Below are 16,426 nucleotides of genomic sequence, written 5' to 3'. Positions count from 1 at the left end.
CCATGGCCTTACAGCCGCGAAAAGCGTGAGCGGGGGCCGGTGTTGTCAAAGAACGGCACCCCGGGGGCCGAGCTGCCCCGGCAGAGGGCGGCCACCTCCGACAGCACCACTTCGGTGACAAAGGGCAGGTTGAGGTCGCGCGCCTGATCGAGCGGCACCCAATGCAGATGCGACAGCTCATCGCAGGCCTGCGAGAAATCGTCAGGATCGCCGCGCAGCGCCGCCGCCTCCACCATGAAAAACCGCGCGTCAAAGCGGCGCGGCCGTCCCGTCGGCGTGATGGCGCGGAATACAAAGCGCAGCGCCTGCGCGTCGGGGCGGTAGCCGCGCGCGGCGAAACCCGCCCAATCGCCGGGGACCGCCGCGGGCCAGTCCGACGGATGGCCGAGGATCAGCCCGGTCTCTTCCCACAATTCGCGCAACGCGGCCGCGGCCAGCGCCTCGGGCGTGACCGGGGGCGTCCCGCCGGGGCAGGGCATCTGCGACAGCGCAGCGCTCAGCGCGGCGGGCAGAGGCTGCCAGAGTGGCACGGTCGCATCCTGCGGATCCACCGCGCCGCCCGGAAACACATATTTCGACGGCATGAAGGCGGCACTGGCGCCGCGTTGCCCCATCAAAACAGCCGGGCCGCCCGGCAGGTCATGGCGCAGCACCACCACGCTGGCCGCATGGCGCAGCGCCGAGCGGTCCGGCGGTGCCGCGGTTGCGGGCGACGGCTCAGTCATTCACCAACGCCGGTTCCCCGCGCGCTTCCCGCGCGGCGGCGCCAAAGCCATGCATTTCCTTGGCCCATTGCAGCGCCACGATCATGCCTTTGAACCGCGGCAGCAAGAACAGCGAGAGGGCGACGGTGCCGGTCATGAAGATGGTCATCAGCGTCAGCGGCTCGGGCCGGAAGGTGACAAAGGCCCAGAGCAGCAGCGGCGCCATCAGATGCCCGACGATCAGAATGGTCAGATAGGCGGGACCGTCATCGGCCCGGTGGTGCGAGAGGACTTCGCCACAGGCGGGGCAGGCGGCGTTCACCGTCAGATAGCCGGTCAGCATATGGCCCTTGCCGCAGGCCGGACAGCGCAGCATCAGACCACGGCGCAGCGATTGGCCCATCGGGCGCTCTTCCGCATCGGCAAGCAGATGGAGATCGGTCATCGGCGGCATCCTCATATGTGGCAACCGGCCATTCTCTGTGCGCCGGATCTGACCGCGCCAGTATCGCCTGAAAATCGGCCGGGGGAAAGCGCTACGCCGTCGCGGGGATGAGGGCCGGGCAATCTTGCGACGGAAAGCCGGGCCTGCCGCGTTTGACGGGTATCAGGGCGACGAAATGCGCCCCCCAAGAGGAGATACGGAATGAACCGGAAAACCACGATCACCGCTGCGCTGTTGCTGGCAACCTGTGCGGGTTTCGCCGTGCCGAGCTTCGCTCAGGAATCCGCGCCGGCGCCGGAGGCGGCACAGCCGGGCGACGGTCCGATGGGCATGATGCCGGATTTTGCGACGCTGGATTTCAACGGCGACGGCAAGCTGACGGTTGAGGATATCACCGCCAAGCGCGCGGCGCGCGCGGCGGCGCTGGATGCCGACAAGGACGGGCTGATCAGCGTTGAAGAACTGGTGGCGCAACGGATGCAGGACATGCAGGCCCGTGTGGAAGCGCGCGCCAAGGCGCAGGTGGCGGCCCTTGATCTGGACGGGGATGGCAAGCTGTCGGCGGCCGAGCTTGCTGCAGGCCCGGCGATGGGATCGCGCGGGGGTCATCGGGGCATGATGACGGGCGAGGGTCCGGCAGGCGGTGCCGAGCGGATGATCGCGCGCTTTGACACCGACAAGGATGGTGCCGTCAGCGCGGCCGAGTTCGAGGCGGGCAAGGCGCAATTTGCTCAGATGATGCAAGAGCGCATGGAGCGGGGCGGCGCGCGTGGGGGCGAAGGTCATCACATGAAGCGCGACGGTTGGGAGCATGGCCGGGGCCATGACCGTGACGGCAAGGGCCATCACATGCGCATGAAGCCGCCGGTGCCGCCGCAAGACATGCCCTCGGATGATGCGGCCCCTGCCGGGAACTGATGGGAGACGGGGGGATCCCGGCGGGGGTGCCCCCGGCTGTGCCTCGGGGGCGGTGCGATTGCGCCGCCCCTGAATTCGCGCTAGGCCAGAATGGGTATGGAGATGGCATTTGACGCGATGATCGACGTGACCGACGAAGCATTGCTGGTGCTCTATGCGAATGGAGATCCCGCGGCCGCGCGCAGCCTGACGCTGCGCCTGGGGCCTCTGGCTTTCCGCGTGGCAATGCGGATGCTGCGCGACACCGCCGAGGCGGAAGATGTGGCGCAAGAGGCGCTGTTGCGCCTGTGGCGCATCGCGCCCGACTGGCGGCAGGGGGAAGCCAAGGTCTCGACCTGGCTCTACCGGGTGGTCACCAATCTGAGCACCGACCGTCTGCGCCGCAGGCGGGGGGTGGCGCTGGAGGCGGTGGCCGAGCCGGAAGATGGCCGCCCGAGCGTGGTGGAGGTGATGATCGACACCGACCGCGCCACGGCGCTGGAGACGGCGCTTGCGGCGCTGCCCGAGCGGCAACGGCAGGCGGTGGTGTTGCGGCATCTGGAAGGGTTGTCTAACCCGGAGATAGCCGAAGTGATGGAAATTGGCGTCGAGGCGGTTGAAAGCCTCACGGCGCGGGGCAAGCGGGCGCTGTCGGCTCTTTTGGCGGGGCGGCGCGAGGAATTGGGGTATGGTCATGGCTGAGACGGATCGCGAATTTGACGGGCTGGAAGGCTATTTTGCCGCCGCACGGGCGACGGCCATGGACCCTTCCGCCGATTTTATGGCGCGGGTTCTGGCGGATGCCGAAGCCGAAGCGGCGCGGCGGATCCCGCAGGGCCTGAGCCGCCCGCAGGCCGCGCCGCGGCAGGGCCTCTGGGCGATGCTGGTGGCGGGGCTGGGCGGCTGGGGTGGTCTGGGCGGTATGGCCACGGCCGCGGTCGCCGGGGTGTGGATCGGGGTTTCCGGCCTGAGCAGCTTTGGCACGGTGGGAACCACGCTGAGCGGTTCGCTCTGGTCTGCATCGACGGTGGCCGAGCAACTGGGATCGGTGCAATTGCTGCCCGATGACGATATTTTGGCCTGGGCTGACGGGCAGGAGGGATGAGCATGGCTGACACTGCCGCGCCGGGCGCAAAGCCGAAAATTCCGGGGCCGATCCGTGCCGTGCTGATCATCTCGCTGGCGCTCAATCTGTTGGTGGTTGGCGTGGTGGCCGGGCGGCTGTTCATCGGGCCGCCACATCCGCCGCGCCCGATGGTGGGCGACATCGGCATGGGCACCTTTACCGATGCGCTGTCGCGCGACGACCGCGAGGCGTTGCGCCGTGCCGCCGCCCCCGATGGCGCGGCTTTCCGCGAGATGCGCCAGCAGGCGCGGGCCGATATGGATGCGTTTGTTGCGGCATTGCAGGCCGATGTCTGGGATGGCACCCAATTGCAGCGCCTGTTTGATGCCTATGGCGCGCGCAGCAAAAGCCGGATGGAGATTGGCCAGCGGCTGTTCGCCGAGCGCATTGCCGCCATGTCGCCCGAGGCGCGCAAAGCCTATGCCGCCCGTCTGCAGGAGATGCTGAAGCGGCAAATGGACAAGCGCCCCGGTGCGGGCAAGGAAAGACCGCAGCCGCCCGCCAACTGAGCCCATGCTGCCTCAGGGCTGACGGTGACACCGGGTCGCCACCGCGCACTGTCGCCGCTTACCGCCGCATCCCGCCGGGGCTGCGGCGGTTTTGTTTGTGGGCAGATGAAAGGGCTGCGCCGGGGCGGATGCCGAAGCCAGCGGCGCAGGTCACGTCTTTCGAAATGATCTTGTCGGGGACCATGCGCCCGGGCAGCCCCGATGCCGATGCCGATGCCGATGCCGATGCCGATGCCGATGCCGATGCCGATGCCGATGCCGAAAGGTCTGCCCCTGCAACCTTTTCGCGCAGCGCCGTTTGCACGGCGGGGGCAGAGATTTGTGGCGGGATGTGCCCGCTGTCCCCGGCGCGGCATGAGTTGTACTGCCCGGAGCGCAGAGGTCCGCCGGGCTGCGTGTCTTCAGCGGGATCTGTCCCAACCGGGGCCGCCTGCCGCGACCGGACAGGTCGCGATGCACCTGCAGGGGGGGGGGCGGAGCTTGCGCCCCTGCCGTTTGCTTCAGGCGGCGGTGGCGCTGATCGTCACCTGATTGCGGCCCTCGGCCTTGGCGCCCATCAGTGCGCGGTCGGCGCGGGTCACCAATTCCTGCACCTGAGCATTCTGATAATGCGGGCCGCCGCCCATCGCGAGACCGATGGAGACGGTGATCGAGATGTCACCCATCCCGTCGGGCAGCGACACCGGGTCCCGCTCCACCGCGCGGCAAATCCGCTCTGCCGTGCGATGCGCGGTCTCCAGCGTGGTTTCGGGCATGGCGATCAGGAATTCCTCGCCGCCGATGCGCGAGATCAGATCCACCTCGCGCAGATTGCCGCGCAGGCGCTGGGCCATTTCCACCAGCACCGTATCGCCGGCGTCATGGCCAAAGGTGTCATTGACCTGCTTGAACCGGTCAAGATCCAGCACCATCACCGCGAACTGGCGCCCCGTTGCCTTGGCACGCTCGGCCATGCGGGCCAGATGCGGCAGTGCGTAGCGGCGGTTGTACAGCCCGGTCAGCGGATCGGTCACCGCCATGCGCAGCCCGTCGGTGACGCTGTTGCGCTGACGGTCGGCCACCCGCTTGCGCGCAAGCTGGTTGCGCAGCCGGATGGCGGTTTCCTCGGCATTGTCCCCGGCGGTCAGATCCAGCGGCAAAATATCGCTCGCCCCAAGGTCCAGCGCCACCGCCACGGTTTCGCGCATCCCCTCGCCGCTGGCGATGCAGATCACCGAATTTCGGGTGGCGGGACGCGAGCGCAGCTCGCTCATCAGGCGCAGCCCGTCGCCGGGGCGGCCGAGATCGGCGGCAATCACGAAAGCATCCGGCCCGTCGCCGCCGCCCAATCCCTGACCACCTGCCCCCTGCGAGAGGGCTTCATCCCGGTTCAGACTGATCACCAGCGCGCCCGGCAGATGCCGCGACAACGCCGCGCGCCAGGTGACACCAGCTTCACGCGACGGGGCCACGAGGGCCACGGTGGCGCGGCCCGCAAACTCTGCCTGACCTTCGTTGAAGCCCAGCTCGCGGCAGGTGGTTTCGCGCAGCCGCAGCTCTTCATCGGTTTCGCGGGCGCGCAAAAGGCTGCGCAGCCGGGCCAAAAGCACCAGCTCATCCAGGGGTTTGAGCATGAAATCATCGGCGCCCGCCTTCAGCGCGGCCAGACGCGTGCCCGGTTCGGCATTGGCGGTGACGAGAACGACAGGGATCCCACGGGTGACCGGATCGGCCTTCAGCTGACGGCAGACCTCGATCCCGTTCAGATCGGGCAGGCGCACATCCATCAGGATCAGATCGGGCAGTTCGCGCCGCGCGAGGGTCAGTGCCATCTGACCCGCGGCCGCTTGCGACGTCTCATATCGCGCGCCCGAAAGTTTCACTTTCAGCACGATCCGGTTGGTCGCAATATCGTCAACGATCAGGATTTTCCCCGTCACGGTTACCCGCTCCCTTCTAGAGATCTTTACTGGTACTACCCACGAGGTCATCTTTTGTTTGAAAAGGTTAACAAACCCTTTCGACGACTGTAAAGGAATAGTGATGAAGGCAGAATATGCAGAGACTTTGGCGTTGCGGGCGCTGGGCTGGCTGGCGGCGGATGACGAGCTGTTTCAGAGCTTCCTCACCGCCTCGGGTCTGACGGTGACCGAGCTGCGTGAACGGGCGTCGGAACCGGTGGTTCTGGTCTCGGTGCTCGATTTTTTGCTGATGAGCGATGATTGGGTTCTGGGCTTTGCGGCCGAGGCGGGCGTGGCGCCGCAGGAACCGATGACGGCGCGGCAGATCCTGGCGGGACCGGAACTGCACTGGACCTGATAAGTATTTTACCTAAAAGGAAAAATCGTGACGACACCGCAGGGGATTTTGTTCGACAAGGATGGCACCTTGTTTGATTTTCACGCGACCTGGGGCGCCTGGGCGCAGGGGTTGCTGACCGAACTGGCGGCGGGTGATGCCGCGCGGGCGGCAGCCTTGGGTGATGCGGTGGGCTTTGATCTGGCGACGGGTGACGGGCAGGGATCCTTTCGCCCCGAAAGCCCGGTCATTGCCGGAACACCGGATCAGATCGCCGCGATCTTGCTGCGCGAATTGCCCGAGTGGCAGGCGGGCCCGCTGGTCACCTTGATGAATGACCGCGCCGCGCTGGCACCCCAGGCAGAGGCGGTGCCGCTGCGCCCGCTGTTAACCCTTTTGCGCGGGCTGGGGCTGCGGCTGGGGGTGATGACCAATGACGCCGAGGCCCCGGCGCGGGCGCATCTCGCGGCGGCGGGGGTCAGCGATCTTTTCGACATGGTGATCGGCTGCGACAGCGGCCATGGCGCCAAGCCGGACCCGGCACCGCTTTTGGCCTTTGCGCAGGCGATGGGGCTCGACCCGGCGGCGGTGGTGATGGTGGGCGACAGCCGCCACGATCTGCACGCGGGCCGGGCGGCGGGCATGGCCACGGTCGGTGTGCTGACCGGGCTGGCCACAACGCCCGATCTGGCGCCGCTGGCGGATGCGGTGCTGGCCGATATCGGCCATCTGCCGGGCTGGCTGGCGGACCGGGGCCTGCCGCAGGCGGGCTGAGCCCGGAGGGCCCCGCGCCCAAGCACACGGCCGGCCCCGCGGCCCGCTCTCCATGTCGCGCGTCCTGCGCCCTTCTGCCGCGCCCGCGACACCGAGCGCGGCAGAAGGGCGATCCGTTTTGTGTCCGAAGCGCCGGTTTCCGTGCCTGGTGCCGGGTGCGCCGGGCACCTGCGAGACCGGGCACCTGCAACACTGAGCACCTGCGACATCGGGGGCTTCTGGCCTTTGCGCCCGCCGCGCGATAGGCTCTGCGGCCAGAGGATGCGTGCCGGAACGGCGGCGCGGGACCGGGCAGAAGGAGAGCGCCATGCTGCGCGCAAGGATTGAACACGCGGTGCTGGGCACTCTGGCGGGGGCGGCGGGCTGGAGCCTGACAAATTGGGTCCCTGATCTGCTGGCGGGCGGCGATCTGGCGGCGCGGCTGGCGCTGGTGATCTCGGTTCTGGCGCTCAGCTTTTTTACCGCGGCGCTGGTGATGCTGTCGCAGGTGGGCCTGTGGCGGGCGCTGGGGGCCTCGGCGCTGCTGGCGCTGCTGGTGGCGGCGCTGGCGGCCGTGGCGTCGCTGCGCTTTGACTCCGTGGGCGATTTCCTTGACAGCGGCCATCATTTCATGGCGCTTTTCGTGCTGATGACGCTGCCGGTGCCTTTCCTGATGGGCTGGGGGCAGGGGCAGGGCTGGCGGGCCTATCCCGCGCTTTTCGTCAATGCCTGGAGCATTGTCGTGCGCTATGCCGCCGCCTGGCTCTTTACCGGCGTGGTCTGGGGGGTGCTCTGGCTCTCGGCGCTGATGCTCAACCTCGTCGGGATCAAACTGCTGGAGCAGGCGCTGATGAACGAGGGCGTGGCCTGGCTGTTGACCGGGGCGGCGCTGGGGCTGGCGCTGGCGGTGGTGGCCGAGATGTCGGATCTGATCTCGCCCTATCTGGTGCTGCGGCTGTTCCGGCTGTTGTTGCCGGTGGTGCTCGTTGTGATAACGGTCTTTGTGCTGGCGCTGCCGCTGCGCGGGTTGAACGGGCTGTTCGGGCATATTTCGGCGGCCTCGATGCTGCTCTCGGCGGCGCTGGGGGCGATCAGCCTGATCTCGATCGCGGTGGATCAGCGCGACAGTGATGCCGCGCAGGGGCGGATCATGCGGCTTTCGGCGCAGGCATTGGCGCTGTTGGTGCCGGTTCTGGCCGCGCTCGCCGTCTGGGCGGTGGGCCTGCGCGTGGCGCAATATGGCTGGACGCCGGAGCGGGTCTCGGCGATGGCGCTCTCGGGCATCACCCTGGGCTATGGGCTGGGATATGGCGTCTCGGTGATCATGGGCTCGGGCTGGATGCGGCGCATCCGGGCGGTGAATCTCGGGCTGGCCTGGGCGGTGCTGGCGCTGGCCGCGCTCTGGCTGACGGTGATCTCGCCCGAGAAGATCGCGGTGAACAGTCAGCTTGCGCGGTTTGACGCGGGGCGGCTGCCGGCGGATGCCCTGCCTTTGTGGGAAATGGCGCATGACTGGGGCCGGGCGGGGGCCGAGGGGTTGGCGCAACTGCGCGCCCGTGCTGCGACCGCCGGGCAACCGGCATTGGCCGAACGTCTGAAAGTGCTGGAGAGCAGCACCGATTCCTGGACCTTCAACCAGCGCCGGTGGGACGAGGACAGCGCGCGCCGGGCCGCGGCGCTTGTCGCGGCGGTGCCGGTGCTGCCCGCCGATGCGCCTGCCGATGCGGATTTCTTCACCGCGTTGGGGGAGACGGTCGGCGCGGATATTCTGGACGCCTGTGCCCGCCGCACGCCGCAGGATCATCCCGGCTGCCTGCTGGTGCTGGCCGATCTGCTGCCGGGCCAGAATCAGGGCTCGGCCCTGCTCTTTACCTGGGATGGGCGCGCGGATGCCGGAGCGGGCATCCGCACGCTGATCAAATCCGGCGGCAGCTGGTCGCTGGACTGGGCGACGCCCCGGGTGGCCGGGGAGACGATCGCGGCGGAAACCGGGACAAACCTGAGCGATCTGCCCGGCGCCGCGCTGATTGATCAGCTTTGGGCGGAGGGGGTGCGGCTGGTGCCGACCGGGGATCAGGCCCTGGCGATTGGCAGCCAACGCATTGTGATCAAACCCTAAGCGCGGCGCTGTTTGGCCTTTTTTAACACGGGCGCGCTAGCGTGGCCGGGTCAAGGAAAGGCCCCCGCCATGCACGGTCTCGTAAACCGTTCCATTCAGAGTTTCCTCTGCGACACCTATGGAACGGCGCTGTGGAGCGCCGTGGTGCAGCGTGCGCGCCTGCCCGAAGACGGGTTCGAGGCCATGCTGCATTACGAGGATGAGCTGACGGACAAAACTCTGGTGACGGCCTGCCAGCAATTGGGCAAGCCGCTGAATGCCTTGCTGGAAGACCTCGGCAGCTATCTGGTCACGCGTGAGGCCTTGCGCCGTCTTTTGCGTTTCGGGGGCGTGGATTACGCGGAATTTCTGATGTCTTTGGAGGAGTTGCAGGGCCGCGGCCAGATGGCGCTGCCCGATCTGGCCTTGCCCGAGATTGAGGTAACGGCCGAACCGGAGGGCCGCTACAAATTGCGCATCCGCTCGGCACACAATGGCTGGGGGGCGGTGTTCACCGGGCTGTTGCGGGCGATGGCCGATGATTATGGCGCGCTGGCGCTGATCGAGCAGCGGCTGGAGGGGGCGGGCGCGGAAATGGTCACGGTGGAATTGCTGGAGGCGAGCTTTGCCGCCGGGCGGCGATTCGATCTGGCGGGCGAGGTGCATCCATGATCGAGGGCCGGTTGCCCGAGGCCGTGCTGGGGCTGGGCGCCAAGGCGCTGGGCCAGTTGATGCCGATGTATCTGTGGCTGGGGCCGGGCGGCGACATTCGCGGCGCGGGCCCGACGCTGGACAAGCTCTGTGGTGACTGGCCGCTGAAGGGCGGGCATTTCGCCGAGCATTTCCGCCTGTTGCGGATGCGGACCCGGCCCGGCATTTTCCGGCTGCAGGACATGGTGGGGCAGCGGCTGCATCTGGGGCTGCGGATGCATGCGGCCACCACGTTGCGCGGGCTGGCGGTGCCGGTGGGCGCGGGGCAGCCGGAGGACGGGCTTTTTCTCAACCTCTCCTTCGGGATCGGACTGTCGGATTCGGTGCGCGAGCATGGGCTGACGGCGGGGGATTTCGCCGCCTCGGATCTGGCGATGGAGCTGTTGTATCTGCAGGAAGCCAAGACGGCGATCATGGCGGAATTGCGCGGCCTGAACGAGCGGCTTGAGGGCGCGCGGCGCGCGGCCGAGGCGCGGGCGCAGACCGATCCGCTGACCGGGCTTGCCAACCGCCGGGCGCTGGATCTGGCGCTGGATCGCGCGATTGCGGCGCTGGGGCAGGGGGGCGGGCCCTTTGCGGTGGCGCATCTCGATCTGGATCACTTCAAGGCGGTGAATGACACGCTGGGCCATGCGGCGGGCGATCATGTGCTGGCGCGGGTGTCGCGCATCCTGACCGAAGAGACCCGCCGTCATGATCTGGTGGCGCGGATGGGGGGCGATGAGTTCGTGCTTCTCCTGCGGGGTGCGGTCGATCCGGTCAGCCTGCGCACGATGGGCGCGCGCATCATCGAGCGGCTGGAAGAGCCGACGACGTTTGAAGGACATCTGTGCCGCATTTCCGGCTCGCTCGGGGTGGCGATGTCCACCAGCTATGCGCAACCCGAGGCCGAGCGGATGCTGTCGGACGCCGATGGTGCGCTTTATGCCTCCAAGCGGCGGGGGCGCGCCCGCTGCACGGTGCTGGTGCCGGGCGAAGATCTGTCGATGGGAAAACGGCACGACGATCCGTGAGCCTTCTCGCTGCCCCGGGCAATCTGTCTGTCCGGCGGGTGCGCCACGCGCTGCGGGTTCAGGCTTTGTGGGCGAAGCGGGGCCGGGGTGAAGACGCGGCGCGCGGTGTCGGGCCGCGCCCGGGGGATGCATCTGGTTCAGCATCAGGAGACACATTTGGGGCGGGGCGGCGGCGTGACTTTGGGCAGGCGCGGCGTGGGCCTGGCGCGACAGTCTCACGCCCTGTCAAGGGTTTGTCATATTTCACTCCCCAAATCACGCGCGATCGTTTACGACCTCGGCGCATGAAACAGGGCTTTCCCATCGCCTGTCAGGGCATGACGATCGGCTTGCTGGGGGGGTCTTTCGATCCCGCCCATGAAGGGCATGCGCATATCACCCATGAAGCCTTCAAACATTTCGCGCTGGACCGGATCTGGTGGCTGGTCAGCCCCGGCAATCCGTTGAAGGCGCAGGGGCCCGCGCCGATGGCCGACCGGCTGGCACGGGCATGGCGGGTGATGCAGGATCCGCGGGTGGAGATCACCGATCTCGAGGCCAGACTGGGCACGCGCTACACGGCAGAGACGCTGGCGCGGCTGGGGGCGCTTTATCCCGGGGTGCGGTTTGTCTGGCTGATGGGGGCGGATAATCTGGCGCAATTCCATCTGTGGGACAATTGGCGCGATATTTTCGCGCAGGTGCCGGTGGGTGTGCTGGCGCGGCCGGGGCAACGGCTGCGGGCGCGCTGCTCAAAGGCGGCGCAGGTGATGGCCGATGCGCGGCTGCCCGCCGAGCGGGCGACAGCCCTGGCGCGGCATCCGGCGCCGGCCTGGTGCTTTGTGAATGTGCCGCTGGTGGATCTCTCCTCGTCGCAGATCCGCGCCGAGGGGCGGTGGCGGCGCGGCGGCTGAGATCACGATACCTGCGATTTCGGGATAAAATGCACCGAGGCCCCTTGTCGTCCGGCGGCGCAGGGATCACCATCCCGCCCGAAACCAGGGGGAGACGCAGATGTCGGTGACGCGGCGCAGCATGATCGGTGGCATGGCGGCAGGGTTGGGGCTGAGCCTCGGCGCGCCGCGTGTCTTTGCGCAGACCACCCGGCTGGCGGGCCCCGAGGATCTGATCGCTGCCGCCAAGCTGAGCGGCAAGGTCGGCTATCTGGTCGCCAATGCGCGGACCGGAAAGATCCTGGAGCAGCGCGATGCCAATCAGCCGATGCCGCCCGCGAGCACGCTGAAATCCATCACCTCGCTTTATGCGCTGAGCACGCTTGGCCCCTCGGGGCGCTTTGCCACCCGGCTGATGGCGACGGGGCCGGTGCGGGGCGGCGTCATTCAGGGCGATCTGATTCTGGCGGGAGGCGGCGATCCGACGCTGTCGACCGATGATCTGGCCGATATGGCAGCGGCCCTGCGCGCCAAGGGCGTCAGCGGTGTGACCGGGCGGTTTCTCGTCTGGGGCGGCGCGCTGCCCTATGAGCATGAGATCGCGGGCGATCAGCCGATCCATGTGGCCTATAACCCGGCGGTCTCGGGCCTGATTCTGAACAGCAACCGCGTCTTTTTTGAATGGAAGCGCGCGGGCAATGGCTATCAGATCGGGATGGAGGCCAAGGCCGACCGCAACATGCCGACCGCTTATACCGCCAGCATGGCGGTGGCCAACCGCAAATCGCCGTTGTTCACCTACAGCGACGGGGGCGGCAAGGAACTGTGGACCGTGGCGCAGCCCTCGCTGGGCAAGGCGGGCAACCGCTGGCTGCCGGTGCGCCGCCCCGCGCTTTACGCCGGGGATGTGTTCCAGACGCTGGCGCGGGCGCAGGGCATCCCGCTGCCGGGGCCGGAGGAATTGCAGGGGCTGCCTGCCGGAGAGATTCTCGTCGATCACGGCAGCACCGGGCTGCGCGATGTGCTGAAAGACATGCTGAAATATTCAACCAACCTGACGGCAGAGGCCGTGGGGCTGGCCACTTCCGCGCGGCTGGGCGCGGGGGGATCACTGGTCGCCTCGGGGCGGGCGATGGGCGATTGGCTGCGGGCGCAGACCGGGGCATCCTCGGCGCGGTTTGTCGATCACTCCGGGTTGGGGGCGGCTTCGCGGATTTCGGCGGCGGAAATGACGGGCGCGCTGGCGCGGCTGGGGCCGGGCGTCGATCTGCGACCGATCCTGCGCAACATCCCGCTGCGCGATGCGCAGGGCAAGGTGGTCGCCAATCATCCGATCAAGGTGCAGGCCAAGACCGGCACGCTGAATTTCGTCTCGACCCTGACCGGCTATGTCTCGGCGCCGGGCGGGACCGAGTTGGTCTTTACGATTTTCACCGGAGATGTGGCACGGCGCGAAGCCTCGGCCCGTTCGGAAGCGCCGGAAGGATCGCGCGGCTGGATCGGCCGCTCCAAACGGTTGCAGCAGCAGTTGATTGAACGCTGGAGCGTCGCCTACGGCTGAGGCGCCGCGCCGCGCTCAGGAGCGTTGCGCGCCGATCTGGGTGACCGCGGCGCAGAGTGCATCAAGATTGCGGGTGGTCAGCAGCCGCATGCGGGTGTCAGCGGCAGTGCTTGCGTTTGCGGTGGTGGCTGCGGCGCCGGTGGTCGGTGCTGCCGTGCCGCCGGAGGGGCTGGTGAGGGCGATGACCTCGATCCCGTCATCGGCCAGCGTGAGCGGCACTGTCGCCGGGCTGGCGGCGGTTTCGGGCACCTCAATGACCGAATCTGCGGTGGTCAGCGGAACCAGCGTGGTGTCGGGCTGATCGGCGGTCAGCCCGGCGGGGGTGATGCCAAGATCGAGCAGGCAGCGCGCGGCAGCATCTTGCGCCACCGCAATCTGCGCCGTGAGATCGGCGCGGCTGTCGCGGGCCACGGCGGTCGGGGCGTTGTCGGCGGGCATCACCAGAGGTGCCAAAGGCGCCCCTGCCGCGAGCGCCATGCTGCCCAGCATCGGCAGCATCCACAAACCATGCATCACCTTGCGCATTCGTCGATCCCTTGTTCGCGATCCCGGCCCGTTATCCCGCCCCGCCACCCTGAACGGATCAGGGTCTGCGCAGGACTGTGGCGCAGGATGCGGATTTTGGCGCGATCCGCATAGATCAAATGCGAAGGATCCCGGCCGCTTCGGCGCGAAATTGCCGACAGCAGCAGGGATCCGCCGGTCCGTGTTACCTGCCGCTGCGGGCTGCTGCTTTTGGGGGGTTACAGCGTCAGGTGGCGCGCGCGGGCGCCGCGCTCGATTGCCGCCGCGTGCAGCCGGTCAATGTTCAGCTCATAGCGGATTTCCTCGAGCATCCGCAGTTCCGCCTCGCGCAGCGTGCCATCGGCGGCGGCGACATCGCAGGCCAGGGCATAGGCGGTTTCGAAATATTTCTCAGGGAGTGCATCGCGCACGAGGCCAAAGAGCGCATCCAGCCCGTCTTCCTCTTCCATCAGCGCATAAACGGTCTGCGCGACGGCGCGGGTGCGGTCGGTGTCATATTTGCCAAAGATCGGTGCGTGATTGACCATGCGGTCGATCGCCATCAGTTCCGAGGTGCGGATCGTCTCATCCGAGACCGAGACCGCGACCATGACGGCAACAAGTGCATCCTGGGGCGACAGCGAGGGGAGGGCATCGGTCACGGGTTTTCTTCCTGTTTGAAAGGCTTTCGCCTGCAAATTATTGACGATTGCCCCCCCGTTCAATAGGTGAAGCGCGATGGGCGCATGGGGCGCCCCGATGAGGTATGATATGACGACGCTTCGCGACGCTGCAATGAACTCCAAAGCCTGGCCTTTCGAGGAAGCGCGCCGCGTGCTCAAGCGTTACGAAAAGGCGCCGCCGGAAAAGGGTTACGTCCTGTTCGAGACCGGCTATGGCCCGAGCGGCCTGCCGCATATCGGCACCTTTGGCGAAGTGGCGCGGACCTCGATGATCCTGCGGGCCTTTCAGCTGATCTCTGACATCCCGGCGAAACTGCTGTGTTTCTCGGATGATATGGACGGGATGCGCAAGGTGCCGGAGAATGTCCCCAATCAGGACATGCTGCGCGAGCATATGCAAAAGCCGCTGACCGCCGTGCCGGACCCGTTCGGTGAATACCCGAGCTTTGGCGAGCATAACAATGCGATGCTGCGCCGGTTCCTTGATACGTTCGGCTTCACCTATGAATTTGCCAGCGCCACGGAATATTACAAATCCGGCAAGATGGACGCGATCCTGCTGGCGGCGGCGCGGAATTATGATGCGATCATGAAGATCATGCTGGCGTCTTTGCGCGAAGAGCGGCAGCAGACCTATTCCTGCTTCCTGCCGATCAGCCCCAAGACCGGCCGCGTGCTCTATGTGCCGGTGAAGGCGGTGGACGCCGAGGCGGGCACCATCACCTATGGCGATGAGGACGGCGCGGAAGTGACCATCCCGGTCACCGGCGGCAATGTGAAGCTGCAATGGAAGCCGGATTTCGGCGCGCGCTGGGCGGCTTTGGGCGTCGATTTCGAGATGTATGGCAAGGATCACGCGGCCAATACCGCGATCTATGACAACATCTGCCGCGCGCTGGGCGGTGTTGCGCCGGAGCATTTCACCTATGAATTGTTCCTGGATCAGAATGGCGAGAAGATCTCGAAATCCAAGGGCAATGGCCTGTCGATTGACGAATGGCTGACCTATGCCTCGACGGAATCGCTGAGCTATTTCATGTATCTCAAGCCGAAAACCGCCAAGCGGATGTATTTCGATGTGATCCCGAAAGCCGTCGATGAATATCATCAGCAGCTGAAAGCCTATGCGACGCAGGATGATGCGGCGCGGCTGAACAACCCGGTCTGGCACATCCACGGCGGCGACGTGCCGGAGTCGAAAATGGTGGTGCCGTTTGCGATGCTGCTGAACCTCGCCTCGGTGGCGGGGGCGACGGACAAGGACGGGCTGTGGGGCTTTATCAAGCGCTATGCGCCGGAAGCGAGCCCCGAGACGCATCCCGATCTGGATCAGGCGGCGGAATTTGCCGTGCGCTATTTCCGTGATTTCGTGGCGCCGACCCGGGTGTTCCGCCTGCCGACCGATCAGGAGCGTGAGGCGCTTGAGGAACTGGTGGCGCGGCTGAAGGCCTGGGACGGCGGTCTTGACGCCGAGGCGCTTCAAACGATGGTGTTTGCGGTGGGCACCGAGGCCGGGTTTGAGCCGCTGCGCGATTGGTTCACGGCGCTTTATGAGGTGCTTTTGGGGGCCAGCCAGGGCCCGCGTTTTGGTGGCTTTATCGCGCTCTACGGGGTGCGCGAGACCATTGGGCTGATCGAAAAGGCCCTCGCCGGTCGCCTCGTCTGAGGCTTTCCTACCGGGTTTTCGGGGCGATTTTCGTCCCGGAGCCTGCGCCATCCTTGCCCTTCTGACGCATCGGCCTAGCTGATCTTCAGGAGGGCTTTTTCATGCGTGTTCCGGTTTTTGCTTCCCTGCTTCTCTCACTCGCGCTGTTCACGGGCGCGCCGCCCGGCATGGCGCAGGATAGTGACCCGATCCGTTCGGTCATTTCGGCGCAGCTGGAGGCGTTTCGGGCGGGCGATGTGGTCGCCGCCTATGATTATGCCTCGCCGATGATCCGCGCGATTTTCCCGACGCCACAGGTCTTTGGCGAGATGGTCGGGCGCGGCTATCCCGAGATCAGCAACCCCGGCGCGGTGGAGTTTCTGGGCCAGCGCGAAGAGGCGGGCCAGCCGGTGCAGCGGGTCCTGCTGCGCGGCGAGGGCAACCTGCGCGTCTTTGACTACACGATGCGGCAGGTCGATGGCCTCTGGCGGGTGGATGGTGTGACCCCGGTGATCGACGCGGGCAATTCGGTCTGACCTGCCGCCGCGCACCGGCCCCGGCCGTTGCGTTCCGGGCGCGTGACGCGCGCGGCGGGCAAGGCAGCCCTTCAGTTTCCCCTGCTACCTCT

Annotated in this window: 18 protein-coding genes; 13 read left to right on the top strand and 5 right to left on the bottom strand. The window is 67.0% G+C overall.

The annotated features are described in order from the left end of the window. Positions 1-8 precede the first annotated feature (8 nt). Positions 9-725: an NUDIX hydrolase gene (locus tag ACEN2S_RS00300; RefSeq protein ID WP_441860854.1), complete on the bottom strand. Its 717-nt coding sequence runs from the start codon at positions 723-725 to the stop codon at positions 9-11. Beyond that, positions 718-1,149: a DUF983 domain-containing protein gene (locus ACEN2S_RS00295; protein ID WP_441860852.1), complete on the bottom strand. Its 432-nt coding sequence runs from the start codon at positions 1,147-1,149 to the stop codon at positions 718-720. The genes ACEN2S_RS00300 and ACEN2S_RS00295 overlap by 8 nt, the downstream gene beginning before the upstream one ends. A gap of 201 nt (positions 1,150-1,350) precedes the next feature. Between ACEN2S_RS00295 and ACEN2S_RS00290 the strand changes: the two genes are divergently transcribed. From ACEN2S_RS00290 to ACEN2S_RS00275, 4 genes are all read left to right on the top strand, one after another. Continuing rightward, positions 1,351-2,067: an EF-hand domain-containing protein gene (locus tag ACEN2S_RS00290; RefSeq protein ID WP_441860850.1), complete on the top strand. Its 717-nt coding sequence runs from the start codon at positions 1,351-1,353 to the stop codon at positions 2,065-2,067. A gap of 96 nt (positions 2,068-2,163) precedes the next feature. Then, a complete protein-coding gene (locus ACEN2S_RS00285; protein WP_441860848.1) occupies positions 2,164-2,748 on the top strand; it encodes an RNA polymerase sigma factor in 585 nt (194 codons plus the stop codon). Continuing rightward, positions 2,741-3,151 carry a dihydroorotate dehydrogenase gene (locus ACEN2S_RS00280; RefSeq protein ID WP_441860845.1) on the top strand — a complete coding sequence of 137 codons (411 nt, stop codon included), beginning with the start codon at positions 2,741-2,743 and terminating at the stop codon, positions 3,149-3,151. The genes ACEN2S_RS00285 and ACEN2S_RS00280 overlap by 8 nt, the downstream gene beginning before the upstream one ends. Before the next feature lie 2 nt (positions 3,152-3,153). Beyond that, the gene (locus tag ACEN2S_RS00275; RefSeq protein ID WP_441860843.1) at positions 3,154-3,681 is read left to right on the top strand and encodes a periplasmic heavy metal sensor; all 528 of its coding nucleotides are present in this window, start codon (positions 3,154-3,156) and stop codon (positions 3,679-3,681) included. A gap of 500 nt (positions 3,682-4,181) precedes the next feature. On the opposite strand, the gene ACEN2S_RS00270 is transcribed toward ACEN2S_RS00275, so the two are convergent. Then, positions 4,182-5,600, bottom strand: coding sequence for a diguanylate cyclase (locus ACEN2S_RS00270; RefSeq protein ID WP_441860840.1), 1,419 nt, complete (start codon positions 5,598-5,600; stop codon positions 4,182-4,184). A gap of 103 nt (positions 5,601-5,703) precedes the next feature. Here ACEN2S_RS00270 and ACEN2S_RS00265 point away from each other — a divergent pair, with 103 nt between their 5' ends. From ACEN2S_RS00265 to dacB, 7 genes are all read left to right on the top strand, one after another. After that, positions 5,704-5,979 carry a DUF3572 domain-containing protein gene (locus ACEN2S_RS00265; protein ID WP_441860838.1) on the top strand — a complete coding sequence of 92 codons (276 nt, stop codon included), beginning with the start codon at positions 5,704-5,706 and terminating at the stop codon, positions 5,977-5,979. A gap of 27 nt (positions 5,980-6,006) precedes the next feature. Further along, the gene (locus tag ACEN2S_RS00260) at positions 6,007-6,732 is read left to right on the top strand and encodes an HAD family hydrolase (protein ID WP_441860835.1); all 726 of its coding nucleotides are present in this window, start codon (positions 6,007-6,009) and stop codon (positions 6,730-6,732) included. 307 nt (positions 6,733-7,039) lie between these two features. Next, positions 7,040-8,830: a DUF4153 domain-containing protein gene (locus tag ACEN2S_RS00255; protein ID WP_441860833.1), complete on the top strand. Its 1,791-nt coding sequence runs from the start codon at positions 7,040-7,042 to the stop codon at positions 8,828-8,830. A 69-nt stretch (positions 8,831-8,899) separates the two neighbouring features. Then, positions 8,900-9,481, top strand: coding sequence for a heme NO-binding domain-containing protein (locus ACEN2S_RS00250; protein WP_441860831.1), 582 nt, complete (start codon positions 8,900-8,902; stop codon positions 9,479-9,481). Beyond that, positions 9,478-10,533: a GGDEF domain-containing protein gene (locus ACEN2S_RS00245; RefSeq protein ID WP_441860827.1), complete on the top strand. Its 1,056-nt coding sequence runs from the start codon at positions 9,478-9,480 to the stop codon at positions 10,531-10,533. Before ACEN2S_RS00250 ends, ACEN2S_RS00245 begins: the two co-directional genes overlap by 4 nt. 284 nt (positions 10,534-10,817) lie before the next feature. Then, a complete protein-coding gene (locus tag ACEN2S_RS00240) occupies positions 10,818-11,426 on the top strand; it encodes a nicotinate-nucleotide adenylyltransferase (RefSeq protein WP_441860824.1) in 609 nt (202 codons plus the stop codon). A gap of 100 nt (positions 11,427-11,526) precedes the next feature. Beyond that, entirely contained in the window at positions 11,527-12,966 is a 1,440-nt protein-coding gene (dacB, locus tag ACEN2S_RS00235; protein ID WP_441860821.1) for a D-alanyl-D-alanine carboxypeptidase/D-alanyl-D-alanine endopeptidase, read from the top strand. Between the two features lie 15 nt (positions 12,967-12,981). Here the strand turns inward: dacB and ACEN2S_RS00230 are convergent, their stop codons facing one another. Both ACEN2S_RS00230 and ACEN2S_RS00225 read right to left on the bottom strand, forming a co-directional pair. Then, positions 12,982-13,491 (bottom strand): hypothetical protein, encoded by a 510-nt coding sequence (locus ACEN2S_RS00230; RefSeq protein ID WP_441860818.1) that lies wholly within the window; start codon positions 13,489-13,491, stop codon positions 12,982-12,984. A 218-nt stretch (positions 13,492-13,709) separates the two neighbouring features. Then, on the bottom strand, positions 13,710-14,132 hold the full coding sequence (locus ACEN2S_RS00225) for a tellurite resistance TerB family protein (protein WP_441860816.1): 423 nt from the start codon (positions 14,130-14,132) through the stop codon (positions 13,710-13,712). A 109-nt stretch (positions 14,133-14,241) separates the two neighbouring features. Here ACEN2S_RS00225 and ACEN2S_RS00220 point away from each other — a divergent pair, with 109 nt between their 5' ends. Both ACEN2S_RS00220 and ACEN2S_RS00215 read left to right on the top strand, forming a co-directional pair. Then, the gene (locus ACEN2S_RS00220; RefSeq protein ID WP_441860813.1) at positions 14,242-15,819 is read left to right on the top strand and encodes a lysine--tRNA ligase; all 1,578 of its coding nucleotides are present in this window, start codon (positions 14,242-14,244) and stop codon (positions 15,817-15,819) included. Positions 15,820-15,920: 101 nt separating this feature from the next. After that, complete coding sequence (locus tag ACEN2S_RS00215; RefSeq protein ID WP_441860810.1) at positions 15,921-16,334, top strand: DUF4864 domain-containing protein; 414 nt, start codon at positions 15,921-15,923, stop codon at positions 16,332-16,334. The last annotated feature ends 92 nt before the right edge of the window (positions 16,335-16,426 follow it).

The organism is Phaeovulum sp. W22_SRMD_FR3 (assembly GCF_052113705.1).
Classification (GTDB): Bacteria; Pseudomonadota; Alphaproteobacteria; order Rhodobacterales; family Rhodobacteraceae; genus JBGQOG01.
This window is presented reverse-complemented; position numbering and strand designations above follow the sequence as displayed.

What these genes read in the sequence shown, in the direction of transcription:
- ACEN2S_RS00300 (WP_441860854.1), bottom strand. Translation starts at nt 725, where the DNA reads ATGACTGAGCCGTCGCCCGCAACCGCGGCACCGCCGGACCGCTCGGCG.
- ACEN2S_RS00295 (WP_441860852.1), bottom strand. Translation starts at nt 1,149, where the DNA reads ATGACCGATCTCCATCTGCTTGCCGATGCGGAAGAGCGCCCGATGGGC.
- ACEN2S_RS00290 (WP_441860850.1), top strand. Translation starts at nt 1,351, where the DNA reads ATGAACCGGAAAACCACGATCACCGCTGCGCTGTTGCTGGCAACCTGT.
- ACEN2S_RS00285 (WP_441860848.1), top strand. Translation starts at nt 2,164, where the DNA reads ATGGAGATGGCATTTGACGCGATGATCGACGTGACCGACGAAGCATTG.
- ACEN2S_RS00280 (WP_441860845.1), top strand. Translation starts at nt 2,741, where the DNA reads ATGGCTGAGACGGATCGCGAATTTGACGGGCTGGAAGGCTATTTTGCC.
- ACEN2S_RS00275 (WP_441860843.1), top strand. Translation starts at nt 3,154, where the DNA reads ATGGCTGACACTGCCGCGCCGGGCGCAAAGCCGAAAATTCCGGGGCCG.
- ACEN2S_RS00265 (WP_441860838.1), top strand. Translation starts at nt 5,704, where the DNA reads ATGAAGGCAGAATATGCAGAGACTTTGGCGTTGCGGGCGCTGGGCTGG.
- ACEN2S_RS00255 (WP_441860833.1), top strand. Translation starts at nt 7,040, where the DNA reads ATGCTGCGCGCAAGGATTGAACACGCGGTGCTGGGCACTCTGGCGGGG.
- ACEN2S_RS00250 (WP_441860831.1), top strand. Translation starts at nt 8,900, where the DNA reads ATGCACGGTCTCGTAAACCGTTCCATTCAGAGTTTCCTCTGCGACACC.
- ACEN2S_RS00245 (WP_441860827.1), top strand. Translation starts at nt 9,478, where the DNA reads ATGATCGAGGGCCGGTTGCCCGAGGCCGTGCTGGGGCTGGGCGCCAAG.
- ACEN2S_RS00240 (WP_441860824.1), top strand. Translation starts at nt 10,818, where the DNA reads ATGAAACAGGGCTTTCCCATCGCCTGTCAGGGCATGACGATCGGCTTG.
- dacB (WP_441860821.1), top strand. Translation starts at nt 11,527, where the DNA reads ATGTCGGTGACGCGGCGCAGCATGATCGGTGGCATGGCGGCAGGGTTG.
- ACEN2S_RS00230 (WP_441860818.1), bottom strand. Translation starts at nt 13,491, where the DNA reads ATGCGCAAGGTGATGCATGGTTTGTGGATGCTGCCGATGCTGGGCAGC.
- ACEN2S_RS00220 (WP_441860813.1), top strand. Translation starts at nt 14,242, where the DNA reads ATGACGACGCTTCGCGACGCTGCAATGAACTCCAAAGCCTGGCCTTTC.
- ACEN2S_RS00215 (WP_441860810.1), top strand. Translation starts at nt 15,921, where the DNA reads ATGCGTGTTCCGGTTTTTGCTTCCCTGCTTCTCTCACTCGCGCTGTTC.